The following is a 20,128-nucleotide window of genomic DNA, read 5'->3' as shown; positions in this document are numbered from 1 at the left end:
GGTAGGGGATCGCAACTCCCATGTCGGGTGTGCCGCGCCCGTGTCGGACCGTGGATCGCAACAGTCTGTTGTGTTCCCCACCGGCTGCGGCCGTGTGGTGGCGATCGTGCGGGAACGTCTTCGCGGACGCGGGGTCGGCCGGGTGTCAGAGTCCGGCGATGTGTCGGCAGGGTTTGCGTTGGCTGTAGCCGCCGGCAACGGCGGTTCCGACCGCAGTCCAGAAGGGCTCGGAGTCGCGGAAGTGGCCGCCGAGTGTATGCCAGTTCAGGCCGGGATGTTCCGTGCGCAGGGCGACCAGGCCCGCGGAGGCGAGGCCGCAGCGTTGATACGACGGGTCGGTGTACGGCTGTTCGACCATCCGACGCGACAATCGCGGCAGATCAGATAGTCGACGGCGAACACGGATTCGCCCTCGAGGTTGGCCGCGCGTTGCCGCCACCCGGTTCGTTCACCGGAGACCGTGTCCTGCCACGGTGTGTCCAACTGCGGAACGACGGGCCAGCCGTATTGGCGACCCCCGCTGCAGCGCCGCAGGAACGCCCGCCAGGCACACGGACCGACCGCCCAAGTCCACCCAGCGCGCGTGCGGCCCTCGCTGCCGGCAGCTGTTCCCGTGAGCCGGCCCATCCGATGGCGCCACCCTGGATCGCCACTACTACGTCGGCTACGCGAGGTCCCCCGCGGCCATCGATCAACTGCGCGTTGTGCAACAGCACCATCCTTACAGGACAACCCTATTGGGTCCCTGTCCGGAACCTTCGTGGCACCTCACCCACACCACCACCCGGACACCAACCGGACACCCCCAGGCTCAACAGCGTGCGCCCCCAAAATCTCCCCGCCGTGCCCCCGTCGCCCATCTGCGCCTCCCGCGCGCCCTGGCGTGTGTACGTCGAGCGAGGCGCACTGGAGCCAGTGTCCTTCCGCTCGGATCCTGGGAGGTGGCCGTGCCTGCGCTCCCTGCCGGTCTGCCATCTCCGGGCGCTCGTCGGATGGCACGAGGCTTACGACAACGCTGGAGCGCAACGGTTCTTAACGGCCGGTTCGTTCCGGGCATTCGCCGGAGCCACGGCACCGCGATCGTCGACAGGACGGACCCCCATGTCCGCATCAGAGCGTGAACCGATCGCGATCATCGGCATCGGTTGCCGGTTCCCCGGCCGTGTGGCGAGCGCGGCAGGGCTGTGGAATCTGGCGGCCGAGGGCCGACGGACGACGGGCCCGGTGCCGATGAATCGGTGGGATGCCGGGAAACTGGCGGCCCTGCACGACCCGGAGTTGGCCGCGCGAGCGGGGCACGGCTGCTTCCTGGAGGGGGACGTGTGGGCTTGGGACCCGGGAGCGTTCTCCGTCGCGCCGATGGAACAACGTTGGGTGGACCCGCAGTTCCGGGTGCTGATGGAGGTCGCCTGGCAAGCCGTCGAGCATGCCGGGGTACCGATGGACACGATGCGTGGATCACGCACCGGCGTGTACATGGGCACCTACGCGCCGGACAACCTCTTCCGACAGGCCCGACCGGTCGAGGACGCTCCCAACAGTCCCTATCTCTTCGGGAACTTCACCGCCGGCGCGGCGGGCCGGGTGGCGTTCTCGATGGATCTGCGCGGCTCGGTGATGGTGGTCAGCACACACTGCTCCTCCGGTCTCGTCGCCCTGGACAGCGCGTGCGGCGCACTCACGTTGGGCGAGTGCGACACCGCGCTGGGCGGGGCGGTGCTGCTGATGCTCTCGCCCGAGACGCACTACTACGAAGCCCCCTTGTTGCTGTCCGAGGCCGGTGGGTGTTTCGCCTTCGATTCGCGGGCCGACGGCTACGTACGGGGCGAGGGCGCGGGCGTGCTCGTCCTGAAACGGTTGGCCGACGCCCGACGCGGCGGGGACCGGGTGCTGGCCGTCATTCGGGGCAGCGCGGTCAACAACGACGGCCGGGCCGGCCGCCTCACCGCGCCCTCCGCTTTGATGCAGCAGCAATTGTTCCGCGAGGCGGTCGCCAAGGCGGGGATCGACCCGGGCGAGGTCGGGCTGGTGGAGGCCCACGGTCCCGGAACCATGGTCGGCGATCCGATCGAGTACATCTCCGTCAACGCCGTCTACGGACGCGGCAGGGGCCGGTGCGCCCTGGGTTCGATCAAGACGAACATCGGACACTCGGAACCCGTGTCGGGTATCGCGGGGGCCATCAAAGCCGTGGAATCCCTGCGCCGCGCGACCATCCCTCGCCACTGCCCTCGCCGACCCGGCCACACCGGCCCCTGCACGGGAATCGCCCTGGCCATGGGCAATGAGCAAACGGGCCGGACGCCTGCCGAGGCCGCCCGCATCCTGGTCTCCCGAACCGTCGCTCTCGTACGCCGGCTCACCTCATGGGACCCCCCGCCCCGGCTGTGGATCCTGAACGAAGCGGGCCGGGCACCGACGGCTGCCGCCGCCATCCGCGACCTGCTCCGCTCCGTGGCCTACGAACAACCCGAACTTCGCGCCGGCACCGTGGACTTCACGGCGGACAGGGCCTCGTACACCGGCGTCGTCGACGAACTGCTCGACATGCGGCAAGCGCTCACGGGGATCACACTGTCACCCACCGGACGCCACATCACGCAGGTACTCGCCGGCCCCGACCGCGTCACCACCGCTCCGAGAACCCAACAGCTGATCCGGCCCGGCGCGGCCCACCTCGTCACCGGGGGATTGGGCGGCCTCGGCCTGCTCACTGTCGAATGGCTCGCAAGGAGCGGAGCGGGGCGGATCGTCATCAGCGGACGTTCCGCACCCTCCACCGACACCGAAGCCCGTCTGCGCGGCGTCTTCCACGCAGCCGGAGTCGTGGCGGACGCCACCCTCACCAACCTCGACGACGAAACCCTCGCGCGATTCTGGCGCGGCAAGGCCGAGGGCGCCTGGATTCTTCACCGGGCCACCGCGGAGACGGAACTCGACCACTTCGTCCTCTACTCCTCCGTCGCCTCCTTGATCGGCGCCCCCGGACAGTCCGCCTACGCCGCGGCCAACGCCTTCCTCGACGGCCTGGTGACCCTGCGCCTCGACCACGGCCTACCCGCCACCGGCATCCACTGGGGTGCGTGGAGCGAGGTCGGCCGCGGACGGCACCTGGCGGACCGAGGCTTCCTCACCATCAGCCCCGCCGACGGCATCGACGCCCTGGAGCGCATCCGGGCCGGCCATCAACATGTGGCCTACTCCCCGCTGGACATCGCCCGGTGGATCGCGCCCTACCCGGCCCTGCGCTCCTCCACCCTCCTCGCGCCCCTCCTGGCCGGCGAGGAAAGCGACGACGACACCACCGCGGTACGCGACCGACTCCTGAACGCCGACGGCATCGCGGAACGTCGGGAAATCCTGGAGTCGTTCATCACCGAGACCGTCCGCGAACCACTCGGCGGCACCCAGTCGCCACATCGGCCCGCACACCAGCATGGTCATCCTCGGCCTGGACTCCCTCGGCGCCGTCCAGTTGCGGCAGCGCCTTCAACAGGCCCTGGGCTTCCCACTCAAACCCGGCGTCATCTGGGTCAAACCCAGCGCCGCCGCCCTCACCGACACGCTCCTCGACGCCATGGGGCTCCGCGTCGCCCGGGAGGACCACTGACATGACACACCGGGCGGCGACCCCCGCCGACGCCGAACGCACTCCCCCGAGAGCCGCAACCGGTCGCCGACCGTCGCGGCCGATTCCGCTCACGCGGCTTCGCCGCCGGTCCCCCCGGACTCGCAGGAAAGGCCCGAATGCAGGCGAAAGCTTCGGCGTGGTCATCCGTTCGGCGGTCGACCGCATAGGCCTCACCACCAACGTAGGGCCACCGGTACCGGCTGCCGCCCGACCCATCCGTCGACACCACCACCGCATCCGCTCACACGGTGGTACCGATCCCAACCGGAGGTTCCCGTGCCCACCAGATGCCCCGACGCGACAGCGCGCACCACCGGACCGCGCACCCGACGTTGGCGCAGCCCCATCGCCTTGTGGGCCGGATGCGGGATCATCGCGGTGCTCGTCCAAACCGCGATCTTCACCCGGTGGCTCGCCGCCGGCAACATCCACAGCGCCCCGAAGGACTTCACCATCCCCACGTACCGCGCGGCTCTCATCTGGGCCGAGCAGGCCGTGGCGATACTCATCGTCGTCTTCTGCTTCGTCGTCGCCTGGCGGCAGAGCCGCAGGGAACACAACGTCTCCTGGAACGCGGCCCTCATCATCGGAGGTACCTTCACCTTCTGGCTCGGCTTCCTCAGCTGCTGGGACCGCCAGTACGCGGCCGCCAACCGGTACGCCCTGAACATCACCAGTTGGGCACCGTACGTCCCGGGCTGGCACGGCCCCTACCCCGAGCGGCAGATCGAATCCATCGTCGGGGCACAGATCTTGATGTATACCGCCCTCATCGCCTGGCCCTGGTTACAGCTGTTCCTGCTGCACCCCATCCTGCGCAGGAAGCCCCACTGGGGCTTGGCCCGCCTGATCCCGGCCCTGCTGATCACGGGACTGGTCGCCGATCTGCTCATCGAGGGCACCCTGATCGTCTTGTTCGGGGCCTATTCCTGGCCTGTCGCCAACCGGGACCTGGCACTGTTCGGCGGCCACTGGTACCAACTACCACTGGTCAGCGTCGCCGTCGGCGCCGTCACCATGGCCTGCATGCCCACGTTCATGCAACTGCGTGCCGAACGCAGCGGCCGTCCCGTGCACATCTTCCGCGGCGGCGAACTCTTCGCCCGACCCGCACACGCCTGGCTGCGGGTCCTGGCGGGGGTGGGCTTCATGAACGCGGTCATGGGCCTGTACTGGGTGCTGCTCCCGCTCTTCGCCACCGCGTCCGGCCCCGATCCCCTCCCCGCCGACATGCCCGGCTGGCTCTGGCACTCCTGACGTCCCCGCCCCCGGAGGAAACCGTGTCCCGAAAACCGCCCCCGCGACGGCCCCTCCGCAACCCCCACGACCGTGCCCGCACGAGCGTCTCGTCGACGCTTCCGAGTCGACGGCGCCCGTGTACGCGACTATGGATGTCCCACGTATCCCCGCCGGGCGCCTACCCGCCATCGAGCGACACCCCGGGCGGGATCCGGTGACCCGACACCACCGCGCAGGCTCCCCGACGACCCGCGGCGAACGCGCCGTGGTCATCGGTGCCGGCATCGCCGGCCTGCTCGCGGCCCACGTACTCGCCGACCACTACGCGCAAGTGGTCCTCCTCGACCGGGACGCGATCCCCACCACAGCGGCCAACCGCAAGGGAACCCCCCAGGACAGGCATGTGCACGCCCTCTTCACCGAAGGCATACGCGCCATCGACGCCCTGCTCCCCGGCCTCACGGACGAACTCGGCGACCGCGGAGGCCATCGCATCGACATCGGCCGGGACCTCGCCATCGCCACCCGGTACGGCTGGGGCACCCGTTTCGATTCCGGGCTCCATGCCATCGGCGCCGGCCGCCCACTGATCGAAGCGACCATCCGACAGCGCGTCCTGGCATCACACGGCATCCACCTGCTCCAGCGCCACCAGGCCGACGGCCTCATCGGCACCTTTCGCCGCGTCAGCGCGGTCCACGTCCGCGACCTCACCACAGGCACTGCCACCACCCTCCCCGCCCACCTCGTGGTGGATGCCGGCGGACGCGGCTCCCACCTGGCGCGATGGCTGGCAGACCTCGGCTGCCCACCCGTACCGGAGAGCGTCGTCAACGCTCACGTCGGCTACGCCACCCGCATCTTCCGGATCCCCGGCCCGAACACACCCACCCACTGGCGCAGCTGTTACATCCCGGCCATCGGTCCCCATACTCCCCGCGGCGGCGTGATCGCCCCCATCGAGAACGACCGGTGGATCGTCACCCTCAGCGGCATCGGCCCGGAGCGTCCCACTCCCACGGAGGAAGACTTCCTGCCCTTCGCCCGATCACTGACCGCTCCGACCATCGCCCACGCCCTCCGAGGCGCCGAACCCCTCACCCCCGTGAGATGCACCAATGCCACCACCAACCGCCGCCGACACCTGGAACGGGCCGACGGCCTGCCGGACAACCTCATCGCCGTCGGCGACTCGGGCTGCTGCTTCAATCCCGTCTACGCACAGGGCATGACGGTCGCCGTCCTCACCGCGCACCTGCTGGCGGACATCCTCGACCGGCACCGGGCCCAGTCGGGCCTCGCCCGCCACTACCACCGTCGTCTCAGCCGCCTCCACGACACCCCCTGGAGCCTCGCGACCACCGCCGACCTCGCCTTCCCCACCACCGAAGGACCACCCCCGACCGCGAGCCAACGCATCCTCGCCCGCCACCTCGACCACGTCCTCGCGGCCGGAACCCGCCACCGACACACACAAGCCGCGTTTTTGGGTGTGCTGACCATGACCAGCCACCCCGTCGCGCTCCTGACACCCCGAGTGGCCCTGAGCGCCACGACGACCCGACACCGGGCACTCGCGCCCGCGGACACGCCACCCCCTCCCACGCCGGACCCACCCGCAGTCCGCGGCAGGCGCCGGAAACGCCTCTCCTGACACACACGCGGTGTCGATCACGGCGCCCGTGGTGAACCTGCGACCTCGGCCATCTTTCGTTGGATCCGCCGCGTCCCGGACGCGGCGGCCCCTGGGAGTTCACTCGCTCTCGGTGTGCCGGTGCGGGTAACGCTCGTCGCGGACCTGCGGATTGCCCGGAGTCGAGTGCGGATGGCGGGCGACCTCTGCCGGCCCGTGCTCCCCGACTGCGGTCACGATCGGCTCGTCGCCGTGGAATCGGGCCCAGACTCGCGAGTCGCCCAGCTGGTGCGGGACCGAATAGCGCACCCCGTCAACGGAGATCGTCGAGTCCCAGCAGAACCTTCGCGTCTCGCCGAACGCGACCGCGAACGGCTCCTGCGGCAGCGGGCACAGCCGGGTTCGCTCCTCGCGAGCATGTCCGCGGGGCGGCGACGGGTCGCGCGGTGCGAGCGGACGTTGACGCTCGACCGGGTTCCCGCCGGCCCGGCGCAACTTCACATGCCTGGCCACAGTGTGGTGGTCACAGCCCGCCAGTGCGGCTGCGGCCCGGTAACCGCCCGTGAGGTCCGATGCCGCAGGATGTCCATCGACACCGGTCCGGCATCACCGCACCAGGACCCACCGACCTGCTGGAGGCCCAGGAGTCGGCTGCGCGGGCCCGCGGTGGCTTCTGCGGCGTCCGGGGCTGCCGGGTCAGGCGAGATCGGGAAGGGCCAGCCACTCCTGCCAGGAGAGGTCGCGTCCGACGTACCGCGGGCGTTCGAAAGGCCATGCCTGCGCGATCCACTGCGGGACGAGCGCGTCCAGTGCCTGCTCGAGTTCGGTGCCCGCCCGGTCGTCCACCACCCACCAGGAGATCTCGGCGTCGGCGCCGGTCTTCTTCGGCGGGTCGATGTAGACGCAGCCGAGCAGGGCCGTGCCCGCGTCGTCGAACAGCGCGTAGTTGAACGACTTGTGGGCCGCGATCTCGTCCGCGTGCCGGATCAGGTCCTCCCGGTCCTGCTCGAACGTCATCGTGGCCACCGGCCAACCCCAGGCCTCGCCGTAGATGGACCACAGGCGTTCCCGCGAGCCCATCACGGCCGGGTAGTCGAGCTCGGTGTCGGCGCCGCTGATCGGGCGCAGGTGGTGGTGGCCGGGCAGCGCCACGCGGACCGGATGGACGAAGTCGGCAGGCAGCCAGGTCATGGGCCGGAGGCTAGCAGCCGGCGGGCCGCCGCCCCGCACCCGGTTACATCCCGGGCTCAGAAAAATCGGGCAGGCAAACCGGCCGGAACTACGGGTTGCAGCGCGGCAACCTCCCCGCCGGCACAACAGCCGGCGATCCACAAGGCACCACCGCCCGGACGGCTTCACCCAGCGCGTGATTCCTCACCGCATGGCCCGCGGGAAACATTCCTCATATGCCGGGGTTCTCGCGCTCCGGGCTCGCGTACCAGGGACCTGGTGGACCTCTCCCGCCGGTGGTCACGGTCAAGCCGAAGTCGAATACCTCCGGGCGACCCGCCCGGTCCCACCACCGCCGGGCCGCCTCGACCTCGCTCCACAACGAACGCGGCCCCGCCTGAAGGACGTTCGGACGACGACCATCGGCAAAGCCCGCCGCGGCCACCGAGGCAACCGTGCCGCCGGCACTCGCCACGCCGGGCCACCCCTCGGGAAGGTCGATCGTCGGCGGCGCGGCACGTTGCGCGCGCAGCTTCATGAACCACAGCGCCATCGTGAACGGACCACTCGCCCGCGTCGACGACTCCACGACCAGGCGCAGGGCCGCGTCGTGGGGGCCGCAGTCGGTGCCCCAGGGCAGGAGGAAAATTGCTTCGGGGGCGGCTTGTTCGAGCCAGGTCGCGGGGATGTGGCGGACTCCGGCGGTGACGTGGATGCGGTCGTAGGCGGCGCCGGTGGGGTGGCCGTGGGTGCCGTCGCCGGTGATCACGGTGACGTTCGGGTATCCGGCGCGGGTGAGGTTCTTGCGGGCCTGGTCGGCGAGGTGCTCGTCGACCTCGACGGTGGTCACCGTGCAGCCGCGGGCAGCCAGGAGGGCGGCGGTCCAGCCGGTTCCGGTGCCGCTGTCGAGGACGCGTTCGCCGCCGTGGATGTCGAGGTCCAGGAGCATGTCGGCGACGGCGGAGGGCATCGATGCCGACGACGCCACCGGCCCCGGGGTGGGCCCGGTGTGGCGGCCGTTGGCCGGCGTAGGTGAACGGCGACACCCGGTCCGGGGTGAACAGCGCGCGGTCGACGGTACGGAACGCCCGCTCCCAGCCCGGCGGCATGCGGTCCATCGACACCAACAGGTCCGCGATCGAGGCCGGTTCCACCGCTGCCCTTCCGGCGGCGCGCAGACCCGAGCGACGTTCAAGCGCGGTACGCCGACACGGCCCCGGCGACCCACCCGCCCGGTACGACGACGAGCAGCGGGCACGTGCGCCCGGTCCTCGTTGTCGTCCCGACCGCTGAGGCGCTGCGGCTGCCAGACGGCGCCTCCACCGGGGCGGTGACGCGGACTACCCGACCCACCCGACCCACCGGTACGCGCCGTGACTCCGGCCGGCGTCCGGCACGCGGAACCCGGGGCCGTCGTCGGCGAACCGCCGGTGTCGGGTCATCGTGCGGTGAGGACGTGCGCCCACGGCTCGTCGATGTCGGCCAGGCCCAGCACGGCGACTACGTTGTCGAGCATTCCGGCGCCGAACCAGTGCCGCACGGCGTCGTCGTCGCCCAGGAGCTGCTGGACGGTGGCGACCTGCTTGGCGTAGCACCGGCGTACGGCCTGCCCCACGAGCGGCTCGCCGGTGGCGCAGTTCGCGTGCATGAGGAAACGCAGGATGCTCCGGTCCGCGACGAGCGCGGCGTAGGCGCCGCGCGCGGCGCCCAGCGCCTCCTCCGGCTCCGGCCCGGCCCCACCTGATGCCGGGGCGTGGGCGACCAGCGTGTCGGTCATGACGACCGACACGTGGTCGACCACCGCCGCGAACAGCGCTTCCTTGTTGGGGTACAGGCGATACAGGTACGGCTGGGAGACGCCGGCCCACTCGGCGATCTCGTGCGTCGTCGTCCCGTAGAACCCCTTTTGCGCGAAGCAGTCGACCGCGGCGGCCATGATGGTCCGGCGTCGTTCGTCGCTCTTGGTGCTGGTACCGGCGGCAGGCATGGGCGTCAGTCCAACATGGCTTGGGGTCAGGCGCCAAACGTGACGCTGCGGTCGGAGGCGGCCGGCACCTCGGAGGGTGTGAGGGCCTCGATCGCGACCAGGGGGTTCCAGTAGTCCAGGTAGTGGGTGATGCGTGCGTCGTCGTCGGTGCGGACGACCGAGATGCAGGTCTGCTCGTACGGCTTGCCGGTCGGCAGCGCCGTGCCCGTCGAGCGGAATTCCGCGACCACGAGGCTCGGATCGACCGTGTCGTGGAACACAAGATCGACGAACCTGATGTCGAAGGTCTCGGGGAAGCCGCGCATGTGGGCGAGCAGGGCGTCTCGCCCGATGATCTGCTTCGGCACGCCGTCCGGGGCGTACGGGAACTCGAGTACCGCGTCCGGGGCGAACAGCTTCACCCACTCCTCGGTGTCTCCCGCGGCGGTGAGGCGCAGGTGCTCGGCCAGGGCGTGCTGGGCAGCGGCGCGGCGGGCGTCGTCTTCCGTGCGTGTCATGCTCGCTCCTATATTAGTGGTCGACCGATAACCTACTACGTCCGCGATCGGTGTGGGTGGTTGGTGTGGTGAATGGTCAGCCCGCCCGCACCGGTTTCACGCGTCGTTCATCACCCTGCGGCAGCCGACTGGTCGCCTCATGTCGGCCGGCGACGCGGGAATCCGAACCACCGCTACAGGCCCTCCGTCGACTCCCGTCGCCGACGACCGACCACTGCCACGACACCGACCATTCACAGTGCGTTCCGGTCCGTCGGGCAGGGCATTCTCACCATGCGGCCGGCCGATCCCTGGGTGTCGTCCCGCCCACCCGGCCGAGACGAGATCACCGACTCCCCTACGGACGAAGACAGATCCCGACTTCGCACCCACGCGCCCCATGGACCGTCCGATGAGAAACCCGCCGGACGACAACACGAGACCACCACCGGGCCCGCTCCGCAGCCCCATCGCCGCACCCAACGCGCCGACCCGACACCGAGACCTCCAGGCGCGGCGAGCCCCGCCTCGAACCACCAGAACAGTCCCGGCGGGAGCGCCGGATGCCCCCTGCCACCGTCACGCTCACAGACTCTGCGTCCATCGAAGGCACGGACCTGGTCCCGGCGGGGCCACCCGCCCGTCGTCCCCGTCGGCGGGAAGGGCTCGGGGCGCATCTCGCGCACCGGCCTGGTGTGTTGCGCGCCCGGCCGGCGCACCCGGCCGATGTTCCGGATCCGGCTGCACCGCGGCCGCAAGGGCGACCCGAAGGGCGTCCGCGAGAAGGACTTCGCCGAGCTGTTGGACTCCGCGCACCGGGAGCTCGGCGGTCCGATCGCCGACCACGGTCACCCGCGCGTCGAGGGCGCGATCCTCGACCAGGGCCTGTGGAGGTAGTGCACGGTCACGGCGACGGCCGCCGGGTCGTCGCCCGGGCGCGGGCGGGTGGTGGGGATGAACGTGGTGTGCCGCTGGGTCCGGGCCTTGACCGCGACACGATCACACTGCTCGGCGACGAACGCGCGGGCCGCGTCCGGGTCGCACGTGAGCAACGCGTCGGGCACGGTGAACCCCACCCGGGCTGCGGACCACAACTGTGTCGGCTTCAACCTCGCGGCCACCGCAGGAATCGCGCCACCACACCTGGCCCGCGCGATCTGCCACGGCGGGCGGGGCCGGATCCGGCAAGCGTACCGCGAGGGCCAAGAATGACGGTCGACTCGAATATGGAAACACCGCATGATCGTGAACCGGCAAGATCAACATTCCGGATTTCACGGAAATCGCGACAGAACCAGAAAAGGCCATCAGACGCGTAGCGCATTCACTCGGTTACCCATATGCTGAACTCCTCCTTGCACTCGGCAAGGTTGACTCCACCCCGGAGGGTAGCAATGAACATTCGGAAGTCCGCGGCGGCCTCTGCCGCCTTAATGATCGCCGGTCTTGCATTCGCCGGACTGTCGGCAAGCCCTGCCGCCGCGTCTCCGGAACAGTGCAGCAGCAACCGCTTCTGCCTCTACGAAGACGAGAATTTCCAGGCGGTTTTCGCCGGTTTCACCAGGAACCAAAGCCAACTGTACGACCGGGACCTCAACGACAAGACCACCGCGATCATCAACAACACGGATGACGCATGGTGCGTATATTCCGACGTCTCGTACACGGGCTCGCGGCGTGAAATCGGGCCCCGCCAGGTCGTTTCGTCCTTGCTGGCCTACGAGTGGCAGTTCAACGACGTCATCAGCTCCATCTCGCGTGGCGGTTGCTGACCTGCCCCTGCCGAGACCCCGAAAGGGTGGTGCCCTGCCTGCTCGCACGAGCGGACAGGGCACCATCGTGCCATGGCCGCCCGGGAACGCATCCACACGATCCGCCACATGTGAAGCCGCACCGGCCCTCCGACCGTCGAACGTGTTTATCGTCCCCGACGAGTCGTGGATAATCAGCCCCGGCCGAGTGGAGTGCTCCGCGGCGGAAGAAATCGGCGCAACGCCAAGAAAAGCGTCATCACCAATTCCTTTCCCTGGGTACGCACGCATAAGGGAAAGAAGGAAGCGATGACACTTTTTCTTTTTACGAGATCCCAACGACCATTGATGTACCGACTTCTTTCCGAATACCACCCGTCCGACGGGTCGGGAACTCCGCCGGGTTGCCGCTGGAATATTCACCGTCTGCACGGCGCCGCATCAAGTCGGTCCAGCTGATTCAAACTCGCCCTCAGCCCTGATGGCACACTCGAGAAACAAGTTCGAGGCGCCGCAGGCGGTCCGGCACAAATGGCTGTTCCGGCGCGAGTCGGTGCCGACCAGGGCGTCGTCGCGAATCGGGGAGACAAAGTGGGAAATCATACTGCGCGCACGTTCGCTCCCACGCCCGAGCAACCCCTTTCTCCGACCCGAGCGCCTCTCCGGACACTGGGGTTTCAGGTGCCCTGGCCCACGCGCTCGCCGCCGACGGCCGCATCCTCGCCTGCACGTCGGTCCGAAGTACCCGAACGACGGTGCGTCGTGCCTGTACATCGACAACACGCGTGTGGTGCCGAAGGGTGACGCCGGCGCCTCGGGTGCCACGGCCCGGGATCAGTTTCCCCAATCACATCGATGCCTCCCGTAGTGGGTTCGTTCGTTGACGTCACCTCGTGCGGAGCCAGGGTCGGGTACGGATGTCGAAGCCGGCCCGCCGGACCCCCGGCCGGGCGCCGACCGGCCGGCCGACGCACCGACGGCGCCGGCGAAGCTTCGACGTGGACGCGCCTCGAGTACTTCGGGGTTGACGAGTGCCCGTGCGGGGCTCTCATACGCGGTGCGTACGAACGATTACACGATCGCAACGACCGGCCTCACAGGGGAACCCGCCAAGGTTGCACGACGTGACTACGAAAGTAGCTGGCTGTACTGCCGCGCCTGTGCTATGAACCGACCCCGATCACGGGCCGCTTCGCAACGCGCGAGGCGCCGCGGGACGAGCCGTGGCGCGCGACCGGGAGGGCCCGGAGCCGATGGCCGTCCGTCCTGCGCAACGCGATCGACCGCGTCGTCGCACTGCTGTGGCCCACCCTGACCACCGGCGCCTCGGAATCGTCGGACGGCGGCGCATCCGGCCCGTGACCGCGGCCTCGATCGGGAGGCGGGAGCGTTGCGGGTGCGAAGGCGGACGGCCCGGCACGGGCGGCCTGCACGGGCGGCCCGGCCACTGCCACGATCGGGGTGGCGACATCGGGGGCGACCCGGTCGTCGCCGACCAACCTCTCCGCCGTCGGCCCCGCATCAGGGACCACAGGGCCGAACTCGCCGGCCTGTCTCGTCCCCTCCCACCCTCGACCGGAGCGGGTGCCCGGAAACGCGACGGCCCGACCGGTGGCCGGGCATAGGCGATGTCGTGGGCACCGGGTCCGTCCATCAGACGGTCGAACATCCGCTGGGCGGTGTGCTGTTGTTCGGGTGGAGCGTTCCGGGTGGGCATGGAGATGCCGTCGACCAACGGCCCGTACGGGTCAGGCCTGGACGCCTGGCATCACTGACTCTTGCGCGCTTCGGGCCGCTGTCCGCACGCTGCTCCGTGACACGTGGTGCCTGCGCTGTACAGCACCGGGCCGACTGGGTGGTGTCGGCGGATCGCGGCGAGTGTCGAGAGGGTCGGGCCTGATCGCGTGAGGGGCCAGAGGGCTCCAATCGGCCAAATCGAAATCGAGGGGCTGCGGTCGAGCGGCCTACGGCCAGCGGAAGCCGAGGGCTGGATGACAGTGAGGCCGCAGGTGGGAGACGCGGTGCCGTGGGTGGAACGGTGAGCCGTCCGTCCCACTCAAGGCGCCGCTTCCGCGGCATGGAGAGGGACTTCCGGACGTCGTCCGGCCGCCTCTTCCGACGCGCGACCATCCGGTGTGTCGGCTGATCGTGGTACGCAGCGAACGCGTCTACGTCCTGCAGACGACTGGAACAGGACCACCTGCGGCCGTGGCACACCACGTCTCGGTTCCCTGGGTGCTTCGGCCGTGTCGAGGGTGTGGTTTCCCGAACCCCGATACGGGGGGCTGCGCCCTCGGCCGGGGGCCGGTCGGGCGGCCACGCTGGAGACATGAGAACCACAGCGATGCCGGGCCTCGCGTACGCCGGGATGCGGGCCCGTCCCATGACGTTCGCCGGGGTCGCCGCCTCCGTTTCCTCGCCATCGCGTCCGTGACGCTGTTCGGGACACTCGTCGCGACCCCGGCACCCCCGGCCCCCGACGGCCGGGCGGACTCGCGCTCCCCGGCGGCGCGTTCGGCGAAATCGCCGTCGTCGCGGCGGTGTTCGTGGTCGCCACCACCCTCGGCTACGCCGCCCGCCGGCAGCAGCGCGAACTCGTCCTGCTGCGCGCTGCGGGCGCGACCCCACGCCAGGTGCGGTGACTCGTCCGGCTCCAGGTCGCCGCGGTCGTGGCCGTGGTCGGTCCGCCGGCCTGGGCGACGGGAGCGTACGGCGCGCGGTGGTTCGTCGACGCTCTGGCCGGGCACGGGGAGGTGGCGGCCATGACGGCGGTGAGGGTGTGTGCGGTCGTCGACGTGGACCGGAACCGTGCGGGCGAGGTGTACTCGGTGTATGCGTCCGCCGCTGCCGCCTCGCCATCGACCGCGAGGGTGACGGCGCCTGCCGTGAAGGCGCCAAGGAACAGCCGTCGGCCTATGGGCATGGGTGAACTCCCTCTTCTCGCCTGCTTCCGCGGTACCCGCGGCCTGAACGTCCTATGGTGATCATCGCCGTGCCGTGCCGTGCCGGGACAGGGACGGGCGGGGGCAGTTCCCGGAGGTCTTCCGCAGCCGGACACGGGAGCTGTGGTGGTATGGCGGCTTCACCGGGCGGCTGTTGCCGCGCGGAGGACTTCGGGGTCCACGTCCGGGACGGCCAGGCGCGGGTTCGCGCCCGCAGCGACGACTCGCATCACGAAGCCGGCGGCTTCCTCGGCCTGTCGGGCGGTGGCGAGTCCGCCCAGCACGGCGGTGTTCGCGCCGAGGTCCCGGATCAGGGACGCGGTTCGGTCGAGGGCCTCGGCCTGTTCGGCCCAGGGGCCGGGCCCCATCGGCGTGGCGGTCGCGCCGATCCGTTCGGCGGCAAACGTCGCACGGGCGGTGCTGCGGCCCGTGACCAGGATCGTATGCCCGGCGCCCGCCCACGCCTGGCCGAGGCCGACCGCGAGGTTACCGGTTCCCAGGATGCCGATCTTCACGTGGATCTCCTTCGTTGCGAGGGGTGTTGACGAGAACGCTGGGAAACCGGCTCCTACCGATTGGTAGGGACGCGATCGTAGGATGGGTTCATGAACCAGGACGGTTGTGAGACCTTCGTCGCGGACTGCCGTGTACGGGCCGCGGTCGAACTCGTCAACCACACGTGGGGCCCTGTGGTGGTGTCCGCGCTGCGGATGGGACCGACCCGGCGCAGCGTCCTGTTGGAGCGCATCGCCGGAGTGAGCGACAAGGTGCTGACCGAGTCCCTGCGGCGTCCGGCGTCACGGGGCCTGGTGGCGCGGACGTCGGTCGGCTCGCGACGCGACGCGGCGGCGCTGTACGAACTGACGCCGCTGGGGGCGTCCTTCGCGGCCGGGCCGCCGGCCCACCTTGCGCGGTGGGCCGCCGAGAACCTCGGTGAATTGTCGGGTGAACTCTCGGATGAAGTGCGGGAGGAAGTGTCGGCGGCACCGTGACCCGCGAGAGTGGATGGCGGGCTTGGGTCCGGCTGCCGAACGGTTTCGTCGAGGCGCCGTGAATCCACGGCGGCGATCCCCTACGGCTCGTAGCGCATCACGAAAAGGACCCTCGCGGACTGCGAACCGGACCCGCGCACGGAGGAACGGCTCGACCGGTTCGTCCCAGTGCGTCGCGTCCCGCAGGATCGCTGCGGGAATCCGTTCCCCCGCGCTTCGGTGAACAGCCGTGTCCGCCGACGGCGGTCGATCCACCGCAACCGGGCCCGTGTACCGGGCGGATGGAGCCCGTCTCGGGGGTGCCGGGATCGGTGGCGGTGGATCGCCTTCGCGCCGTTCGGCGGAGCATCGGTCGGCCGATCCCGGGAAACCGGAGGAGATGAGTGCCCTGACCGATCACGCCTCGGATCCACCCTCGGGCCGTGCCGTCACCGCCAACCTCGCCGTGGTCTACGTGGTCTTCGGGTCCACCTACTTGGCGATCCGCATCATGGTCGAGACGATTCCGCCACTGCTGGGCGCAGGCCTGCGCTTCTTCGTCGCGGGCGCGCTGTTGTACGGCTGGTGCGCCGTTCACCGCAGAGGGATGCCGCGCCTGGACCGTCGAGATCTCGCCGGTACCGCGGTCGTCGGACTGCTGGTCATCGGTGGTGGGCTGGGGCTGCTCACGCTCGGGGAGCATTCGGTGCCCTCCGGCTTGGCCGCCCTGCTTGCGGCGGCGGTCCCGGCGTGGGTCGTGCTGCTGCGTGCCGCGCATCGCGAGACCATCGGATGGCTCACCTGGTGCGGGGTGATCTGCGGCCTGGGGGGTGTGGCCATGCTGAGCCTGCTCGGTCACGCCTCCGGCGACGCGGCCGTGTGGGGTGTCGTGTTCCTGCTGGTGGCCGCGTTCTGTGAGGCAGTCGGTTCCTACTACGCCCCCCGGTTGTCGGTGGCCGAGGATCCGATCCTGGGCTCGGCCGTACAGATGCTCGTCGCCGGTCCGGTCCTGTTCGTGGTGGGCCTGGCGGTCGGGGAACGTCCGGACCTCGGCGCCTGGTCGGGGCGCAGCGTGGCGGCGCTGCTGTACCTGATCGGACCGGGATCGATCCTGGCGTACGTGTCCTTCGTGTGGCTGATCTCGCGCACCCGGACCTCGATCGCCACGACGTACACGTACGTCAATCCGGCCGTGGCGCTGTTTCTGGGGTGGCTGGTGCTCGACGAGTCGATCACGGTGGGGATCGTCGTCGGTGCGGTGGTGATCATCGTGGGTGTGATGGGCGTGCTCGTCGGCGAGCGGCGGACGGAGGCGCGAACGCGGGAGGGGTCCGACATCGCCCCGGGGACGAAGGCGGACGCCGACCGGGCGTAGCGCCCTTCGGCATATCGCGCCGAAGGGCGCCCCGAGACCGCGGGCCGCCCCGCCCAGGGGGCGAACTGTGTCAGATCGCCGGTTTGATCGCCTCCACCAGCAGGTGGTAGCCGAGCGTGTTGAACGGCGCCGCGTCGGCCAGGAAACGTTCCATCCCGGCGACGAAGCCGGCGACCGTCTTGTCCGCGAGTACCTCGTCGGCCAGCCAGACGGCGATCGGCGAGTTGCCGCGCAGCTGCGTCACCGTCATGCCGACGGTGGCGAACAGGACGGTGAGTTCGTGCGGGCTGAAGCTGAACCACGGGGCGACGTACTCGTCGCCACTGCGCGTATTGGTGAACAACAATTGTTTGTTGGCCACGTCGGTGACGTCCACCGAGGCGAATCGGTCGCCGGTGAACATGCGCTCGAAAACGGAGTTCTTCACGCCGAGCAGCATCCGGCCTCCGGGACGCAGTACGCGTCGGACCTCCGCGAAGACGGCCGGTCGGTCCGCGATCGGGATGTGCATGAGCGCAAGCATGCTGGTGACGGTGTCGAAGGAGGCGTCCGGGAACGGAATCGCCGCCATGTCGCCCTCACGCAGATCGGCCGCCAATCCCCTTTCACTCAGCTTGCGTTCGGCCACGTCGAGCATCGACCGTGAGATGTCCAGGCCGCTCAGTCGTGCGCCGCGTTCGGCCATCGGCACCGTGAAGCGTCCGGTACCGCAGCCCATGTCGAGCACCCGCTCGCCGGGCCGGATCTTGCCGAGCAGGAAGTCCCGTTCGGCTTGGGTGAACAGGTCGTCGGAGGGACCGTTGCCGGGAATGCGCTCGTCGTACTCCTCGGCGACCCGCAGGTACACGGACCTGACGGTCTCCTTCTGGACGGCCGCCAGGTCGCGTTCGTCGTCGTTCGTGTGGTGGGCGGGCGTCGATTCAGGGGTGGTCACGTTTTCTCCCTCGGGTTCTCGGGTGCGGCGGTCGTGGGTGAAGGCGACGCGGTATTCCACTCGGCCGATGCGGGTGGCTGCGGGACAGGCGCACATGCGACTGGGCACTGCCGTGCCCGGAACTCCGGGCATCCGGCATTGGGCATCGGGCATCGGGCCGAGCCCGTTCCCGGGCGGTGCACCGGGTAAGTCGAGTCGATGTGTCGTCGCATGAATCCGCAGGAGCCCGCACGGTCTCGCGGATCTGGATCACCGGGCGGCGAGCTGTTGCTCCCGTGCGCTCCGATCAACCCCGTGCGATCGGTTGGAACGTGAATCGCGGTCGTGCGCGGGGCGACCCGATGCCCGGGGTCGGCGTGGTGCTGCGGCCGATCTTCGAGTTCGGGTCATCCGTGATCGGAAAGAAGGCTTTCGGGCCTCGCCATTTCAAAATATGAAGCTCCGCCCGAGGTTGTCAACAGACCCGTCGCAGCTCTTCGCGGGTCGCAAAAACAGTCTCTGAGCTGCGCGAACAGAGAATTGATCATGATTTGACGGGTGCATCTTTCCTTTCGAAAAAGAAGTCGAGGCCATGTCTGTTTGTTCATTCGGATCGCGGGCAGCATTGTGATTCGATCTCCATCGAGGACCGCTCTCGTCGCTGCGATCGAACTCTCGCAGCATTCTCGGAGCGGCTTTGGACACCCGCATCACCGATCACCGAGGGTGAAGTCGGAATCGGAATTCGATCATCCGAATCATTTCTTCGATCGAGGAGCGGTGCAGGCTTTATTCGCGATGCTTCGGGTACCAGAGGAATCGCCTTCGGACCGTTTCGTCGGGACCCATGGAGGAGAGCCCATGCATGCCGCCATGATCGTGGATCACGTCGACATACGAGTTCGTGCGCGCCGAATACTCGACCGGCCCGCATTGCGTGCGGAGCGAGAACGCGTGTGGGCGGAGGCCCACGACACGGCAGGTCTCGCGCACACCGACGCGACCTACCGCGCGCTCGGCGCCGAAGGCCTGCTCGCGCCCCACTGGCCCCGCGCGTACGGCGGGCTGGGCGCGGACGCGTACGCGGCGGCGGTGGTCGCGGAGGAACTCGCCCTGCACGGAATCCCGGACAGCGCGCGGGTGAACACCATCGACAACGCGGGGGCCACGATCCTCGCCGCCGGTACGCCCGCCCAACGCGCCCGGTACCTGCCCGCGATGGCCCGAGGGGAGAGCGTGTTCGCCGTCCTGTACACGGAACCGGACGTCGGCAGCGACCTCGGCGGCCTGTCCACCCGGGCGGAGCCGACTGCGCGGGGGTGGCATCTGAACGGCGTCAAGGCGTGGAACGCCCGTACCGCCGAGGCCGACCACGCGATCTGCGCCGCCCGCACTCCCGGCGACAGCGGCAACAAGTACGCGGACATCAGCCTGTTCGTCGTCCCCCTGCACCGTCCGGGCGTGCGGGTCGCTCCGGTGCCCACGGTCAACCCCGAGCGCTTCTTCGACGTCCGCCTCGACAATGTCGAGGTGCCGCATGAATCGTTGGTGGGCCGCCCCGGCCAGGGCTGGCCCCTCCTGGCCCAGGCGCTGGGCCTGGAACGCACCGGCATCTGCTTCGCCGGCCGGGCCCGGCGCTGGCTCGACCGCCTGATCGCCTGTCTGGAAACCGACCCGGGCCTCCCCGACGTCCGGGTGCGGCAGGGCCTGCCACGCCTGGACGCAGAGGTGGAAGCCTGTCGATTGCTGGCCTGGCGAGCGGTGCAGGACGTGGCGGAGCGCCGCCCGGGGGCCGCGACGGCCGCGGCAGCCAAGTGGTGGGCGAGCGAACTGGCCCAACGGGTCGCCGCGTTGGCCTGGGAAGTGCTGGGCCCATCCCCCGCCGACGGCACCGCCCACCCGCTGTTCCCGGATCTGGCAGTCGCCGTCCGCGAAGCCCCCGGGCTCTCCCTGGCCGCCGGCACCTCGGAGGTACTCCTGGACACCGTCGCCGGCGACCTGCTGGACGGCGACGACCCCTGGGCAACGGAAGAGGTCTGA

The 20,128-nt window shown here is 69.8% G+C and carries 15 protein-coding genes and 1 pseudogene; 7 read left to right on the top strand and 9 right to left on the bottom strand.

The features are described 5' to 3' along the window. Positions 1-145 precede the first annotated feature (145 nt). On the bottom strand, positions 146-358 hold the full coding sequence (locus tag ACMXN5_RS48115) for a hypothetical protein (protein WP_439681215.1): 213 nt from the start codon (positions 356-358) through the stop codon (positions 146-148). A 743-nt stretch (positions 359-1,101) separates the two neighbouring features. Here ACMXN5_RS48115 and ACMXN5_RS48110 point away from each other — a divergent pair. The 3 genes from ACMXN5_RS48110 (at position 1,102) to ACMXN5_RS48100 (ending at position 6,524) form a co-directional block, all read left to right on the top strand. After that, complete coding sequence (locus tag ACMXN5_RS48110) at positions 1,102-3,615, top strand: beta-ketoacyl synthase N-terminal-like domain-containing protein (RefSeq protein ID WP_439681214.1); 2,514 nt, start codon at positions 1,102-1,104, stop codon at positions 3,613-3,615. 292 nt (positions 3,616-3,907) lie between these two features. Continuing rightward, a complete protein-coding gene (locus ACMXN5_RS48105) occupies positions 3,908-4,888 on the top strand; it encodes a spirocyclase AveC family protein (RefSeq protein WP_439681213.1) in 981 nt (326 codons plus the stop codon). Between the two features lie 247 nt (positions 4,889-5,135). Continuing rightward, positions 5,136-6,524: an NAD(P)/FAD-dependent oxidoreductase gene (locus ACMXN5_RS48100; RefSeq protein WP_439681212.1), complete on the top strand. Its 1,389-nt coding sequence runs from the start codon at positions 5,136-5,138 to the stop codon at positions 6,522-6,524. A gap of 117 nt (positions 6,525-6,641) precedes the next feature. Here the strand turns inward: ACMXN5_RS48100 and ACMXN5_RS48095 are convergent. The 6 genes and pseudogenes from ACMXN5_RS48095 to ACMXN5_RS48070 all read right to left on the bottom strand — a co-directional run. Next, positions 6,642-6,973, bottom strand: a pseudogene (locus ACMXN5_RS48095) (Mu transposase domain-containing protein); the annotation flags it as partial. A 226-nt stretch (positions 6,974-7,199) separates the two neighbouring features. Continuing rightward, the gene (locus tag ACMXN5_RS48090; RefSeq protein ID WP_439681211.1) at positions 7,200-7,694 is read right to left on the bottom strand and encodes an N-acetyltransferase; all 495 of its coding nucleotides are present in this window, start codon (positions 7,692-7,694) and stop codon (positions 7,200-7,202) included. A gap of 211 nt (positions 7,695-7,905) precedes the next feature. Beyond that, entirely contained in the window at positions 7,906-8,643 is a 738-nt protein-coding gene (locus ACMXN5_RS48085) for a protein-L-isoaspartate O-methyltransferase family protein (protein ID WP_439681210.1), read from the bottom strand. Positions 8,644-9,111: 468 nt separating this feature from the next. Further along, entirely contained in the window at positions 9,112-9,660 is a 549-nt protein-coding gene (locus ACMXN5_RS48080) for a TetR/AcrR family transcriptional regulator (RefSeq protein ID WP_439681209.1), read from the bottom strand. A 26-nt stretch (positions 9,661-9,686) separates the two neighbouring features. Beyond that, the gene (locus ACMXN5_RS48075) at positions 9,687-10,157 is read right to left on the bottom strand and encodes a nuclear transport factor 2 family protein (RefSeq protein WP_439681208.1); all 471 of its coding nucleotides are present in this window, start codon (positions 10,155-10,157) and stop codon (positions 9,687-9,689) included. Positions 10,158-10,984: 827 nt separating this feature from the next. Then, a complete protein-coding gene (locus tag ACMXN5_RS48070; protein ID WP_439681207.1) occupies positions 10,985-11,257 on the bottom strand; it encodes a hypothetical protein in 273 nt (90 codons plus the stop codon). A gap of 273 nt (positions 11,258-11,530) precedes the next feature. On the opposite strand from ACMXN5_RS48070, the gene ACMXN5_RS48065 reads away from it, so the two are divergent. Further along, the gene (locus tag ACMXN5_RS48065; protein ID WP_439681206.1) at positions 11,531-11,908 is read left to right on the top strand and encodes a peptidase inhibitor family I36 protein; all 378 of its coding nucleotides are present in this window, start codon (positions 11,531-11,533) and stop codon (positions 11,906-11,908) included. Positions 11,909-14,969: 3,061 nt separating this feature from the next. Here the strand turns inward: ACMXN5_RS48065 and ACMXN5_RS48060 are convergent. After that, positions 14,970-15,344 (bottom strand): NAD(P)-binding domain-containing protein, encoded by a 375-nt coding sequence (locus ACMXN5_RS48060; protein ID WP_439681205.1) that lies wholly within the window; start codon positions 15,342-15,344, stop codon positions 14,970-14,972. A gap of 90 nt (positions 15,345-15,434) precedes the next feature. Here ACMXN5_RS48060 and ACMXN5_RS48055 point away from each other — a divergent pair, with 90 nt between their 5' ends. Together ACMXN5_RS48055 and ACMXN5_RS48050 are read left to right on the top strand one after the other, a co-directional pair. Beyond that, a complete protein-coding gene (locus ACMXN5_RS48055; RefSeq protein WP_439681204.1) occupies positions 15,435-15,821 on the top strand; it encodes a winged helix-turn-helix transcriptional regulator in 387 nt (128 codons plus the stop codon). 379 nt (positions 15,822-16,200) lie between these two features. Beyond that, complete coding sequence (locus tag ACMXN5_RS48050; RefSeq protein WP_439681203.1) at positions 16,201-17,175, top strand: EamA family transporter; 975 nt, start codon at positions 16,201-16,203, stop codon at positions 17,173-17,175. Between the two features lie 70 nt (positions 17,176-17,245). Here ACMXN5_RS48050 and ACMXN5_RS48045 read toward each other — a convergent pair whose 3' ends face one another. Next, positions 17,246-18,109 carry a class I SAM-dependent methyltransferase gene (locus ACMXN5_RS48045; RefSeq protein ID WP_439681202.1) on the bottom strand — a complete coding sequence of 288 codons (864 nt, stop codon included), beginning with the start codon at positions 18,107-18,109 and terminating at the stop codon, positions 17,246-17,248. 840 nt (positions 18,110-18,949) lie between these two features. Between ACMXN5_RS48045 and ACMXN5_RS48040 the strand changes: the two genes are divergently transcribed. Beyond that, positions 18,950-20,128 carry an acyl-CoA dehydrogenase family protein gene (locus tag ACMXN5_RS48040; RefSeq protein WP_439681201.1) on the top strand — a complete coding sequence of 393 codons (1,179 nt, stop codon included), beginning with the start codon at positions 18,950-18,952 and terminating at the stop codon, positions 20,126-20,128.

The sequence above is a fragment of the Embleya australiensis genome (assembly GCF_051903075.1).
Classification (GTDB): domain Bacteria; phylum Actinomycetota; class Actinomycetes; order Streptomycetales; family Streptomycetaceae; genus Embleya.
The sequence above is the reverse complement of the archived record's forward strand: the minus strand, read 5'-3'. Positions and strand labels throughout refer to the sequence as shown.

What these genes read in the sequence shown, in the direction of transcription:
- ACMXN5_RS48115 (WP_439681215.1), bottom strand. Translation starts at nt 358, where the DNA reads ATGGTCGAACAGCCGTACACCGACCCGTCGTATCAACGCTGCGGCCTC.
- ACMXN5_RS48110 (WP_439681214.1), top strand. Translation starts at nt 1,102, where the DNA reads ATGTCCGCATCAGAGCGTGAACCGATCGCGATCATCGGCATCGGTTGC.
- ACMXN5_RS48090 (WP_439681211.1), bottom strand. Translation starts at nt 7,694, where the DNA reads ATGACCTGGCTGCCTGCCGACTTCGTCCATCCGGTCCGCGTGGCGCTG.
- ACMXN5_RS48085 (WP_439681210.1), bottom strand. Translation starts at nt 8,643, where the DNA reads ATGCCCTCCGCCGTCGCCGACATGCTCCTGGACCTCGACATCCACGGC.
- ACMXN5_RS48080 (WP_439681209.1), bottom strand. Translation starts at nt 9,660, where the DNA reads ATGCCTGCCGCCGGTACCAGCACCAAGAGCGACGAACGACGCCGGACC.
- ACMXN5_RS48075 (WP_439681208.1), bottom strand. Translation starts at nt 10,157, where the DNA reads ATGACACGCACGGAAGACGACGCCCGCCGCGCCGCTGCCCAGCACGCC.
- ACMXN5_RS48065 (WP_439681206.1), top strand. Translation starts at nt 11,531, where the DNA reads ATGAACATTCGGAAGTCCGCGGCGGCCTCTGCCGCCTTAATGATCGCC.
- ACMXN5_RS48055 (WP_439681204.1), top strand. Translation starts at nt 15,435, where the DNA reads ATGAACCAGGACGGTTGTGAGACCTTCGTCGCGGACTGCCGTGTACGG.
- ACMXN5_RS48050 (WP_439681203.1), top strand. Translation starts at nt 16,201, where the DNA reads ATGAGTGCCCTGACCGATCACGCCTCGGATCCACCCTCGGGCCGTGCC.
- ACMXN5_RS48040 (WP_439681201.1), top strand. Translation starts at nt 18,950, where the DNA reads ATGCATGCCGCCATGATCGTGGATCACGTCGACATACGAGTTCGTGCG.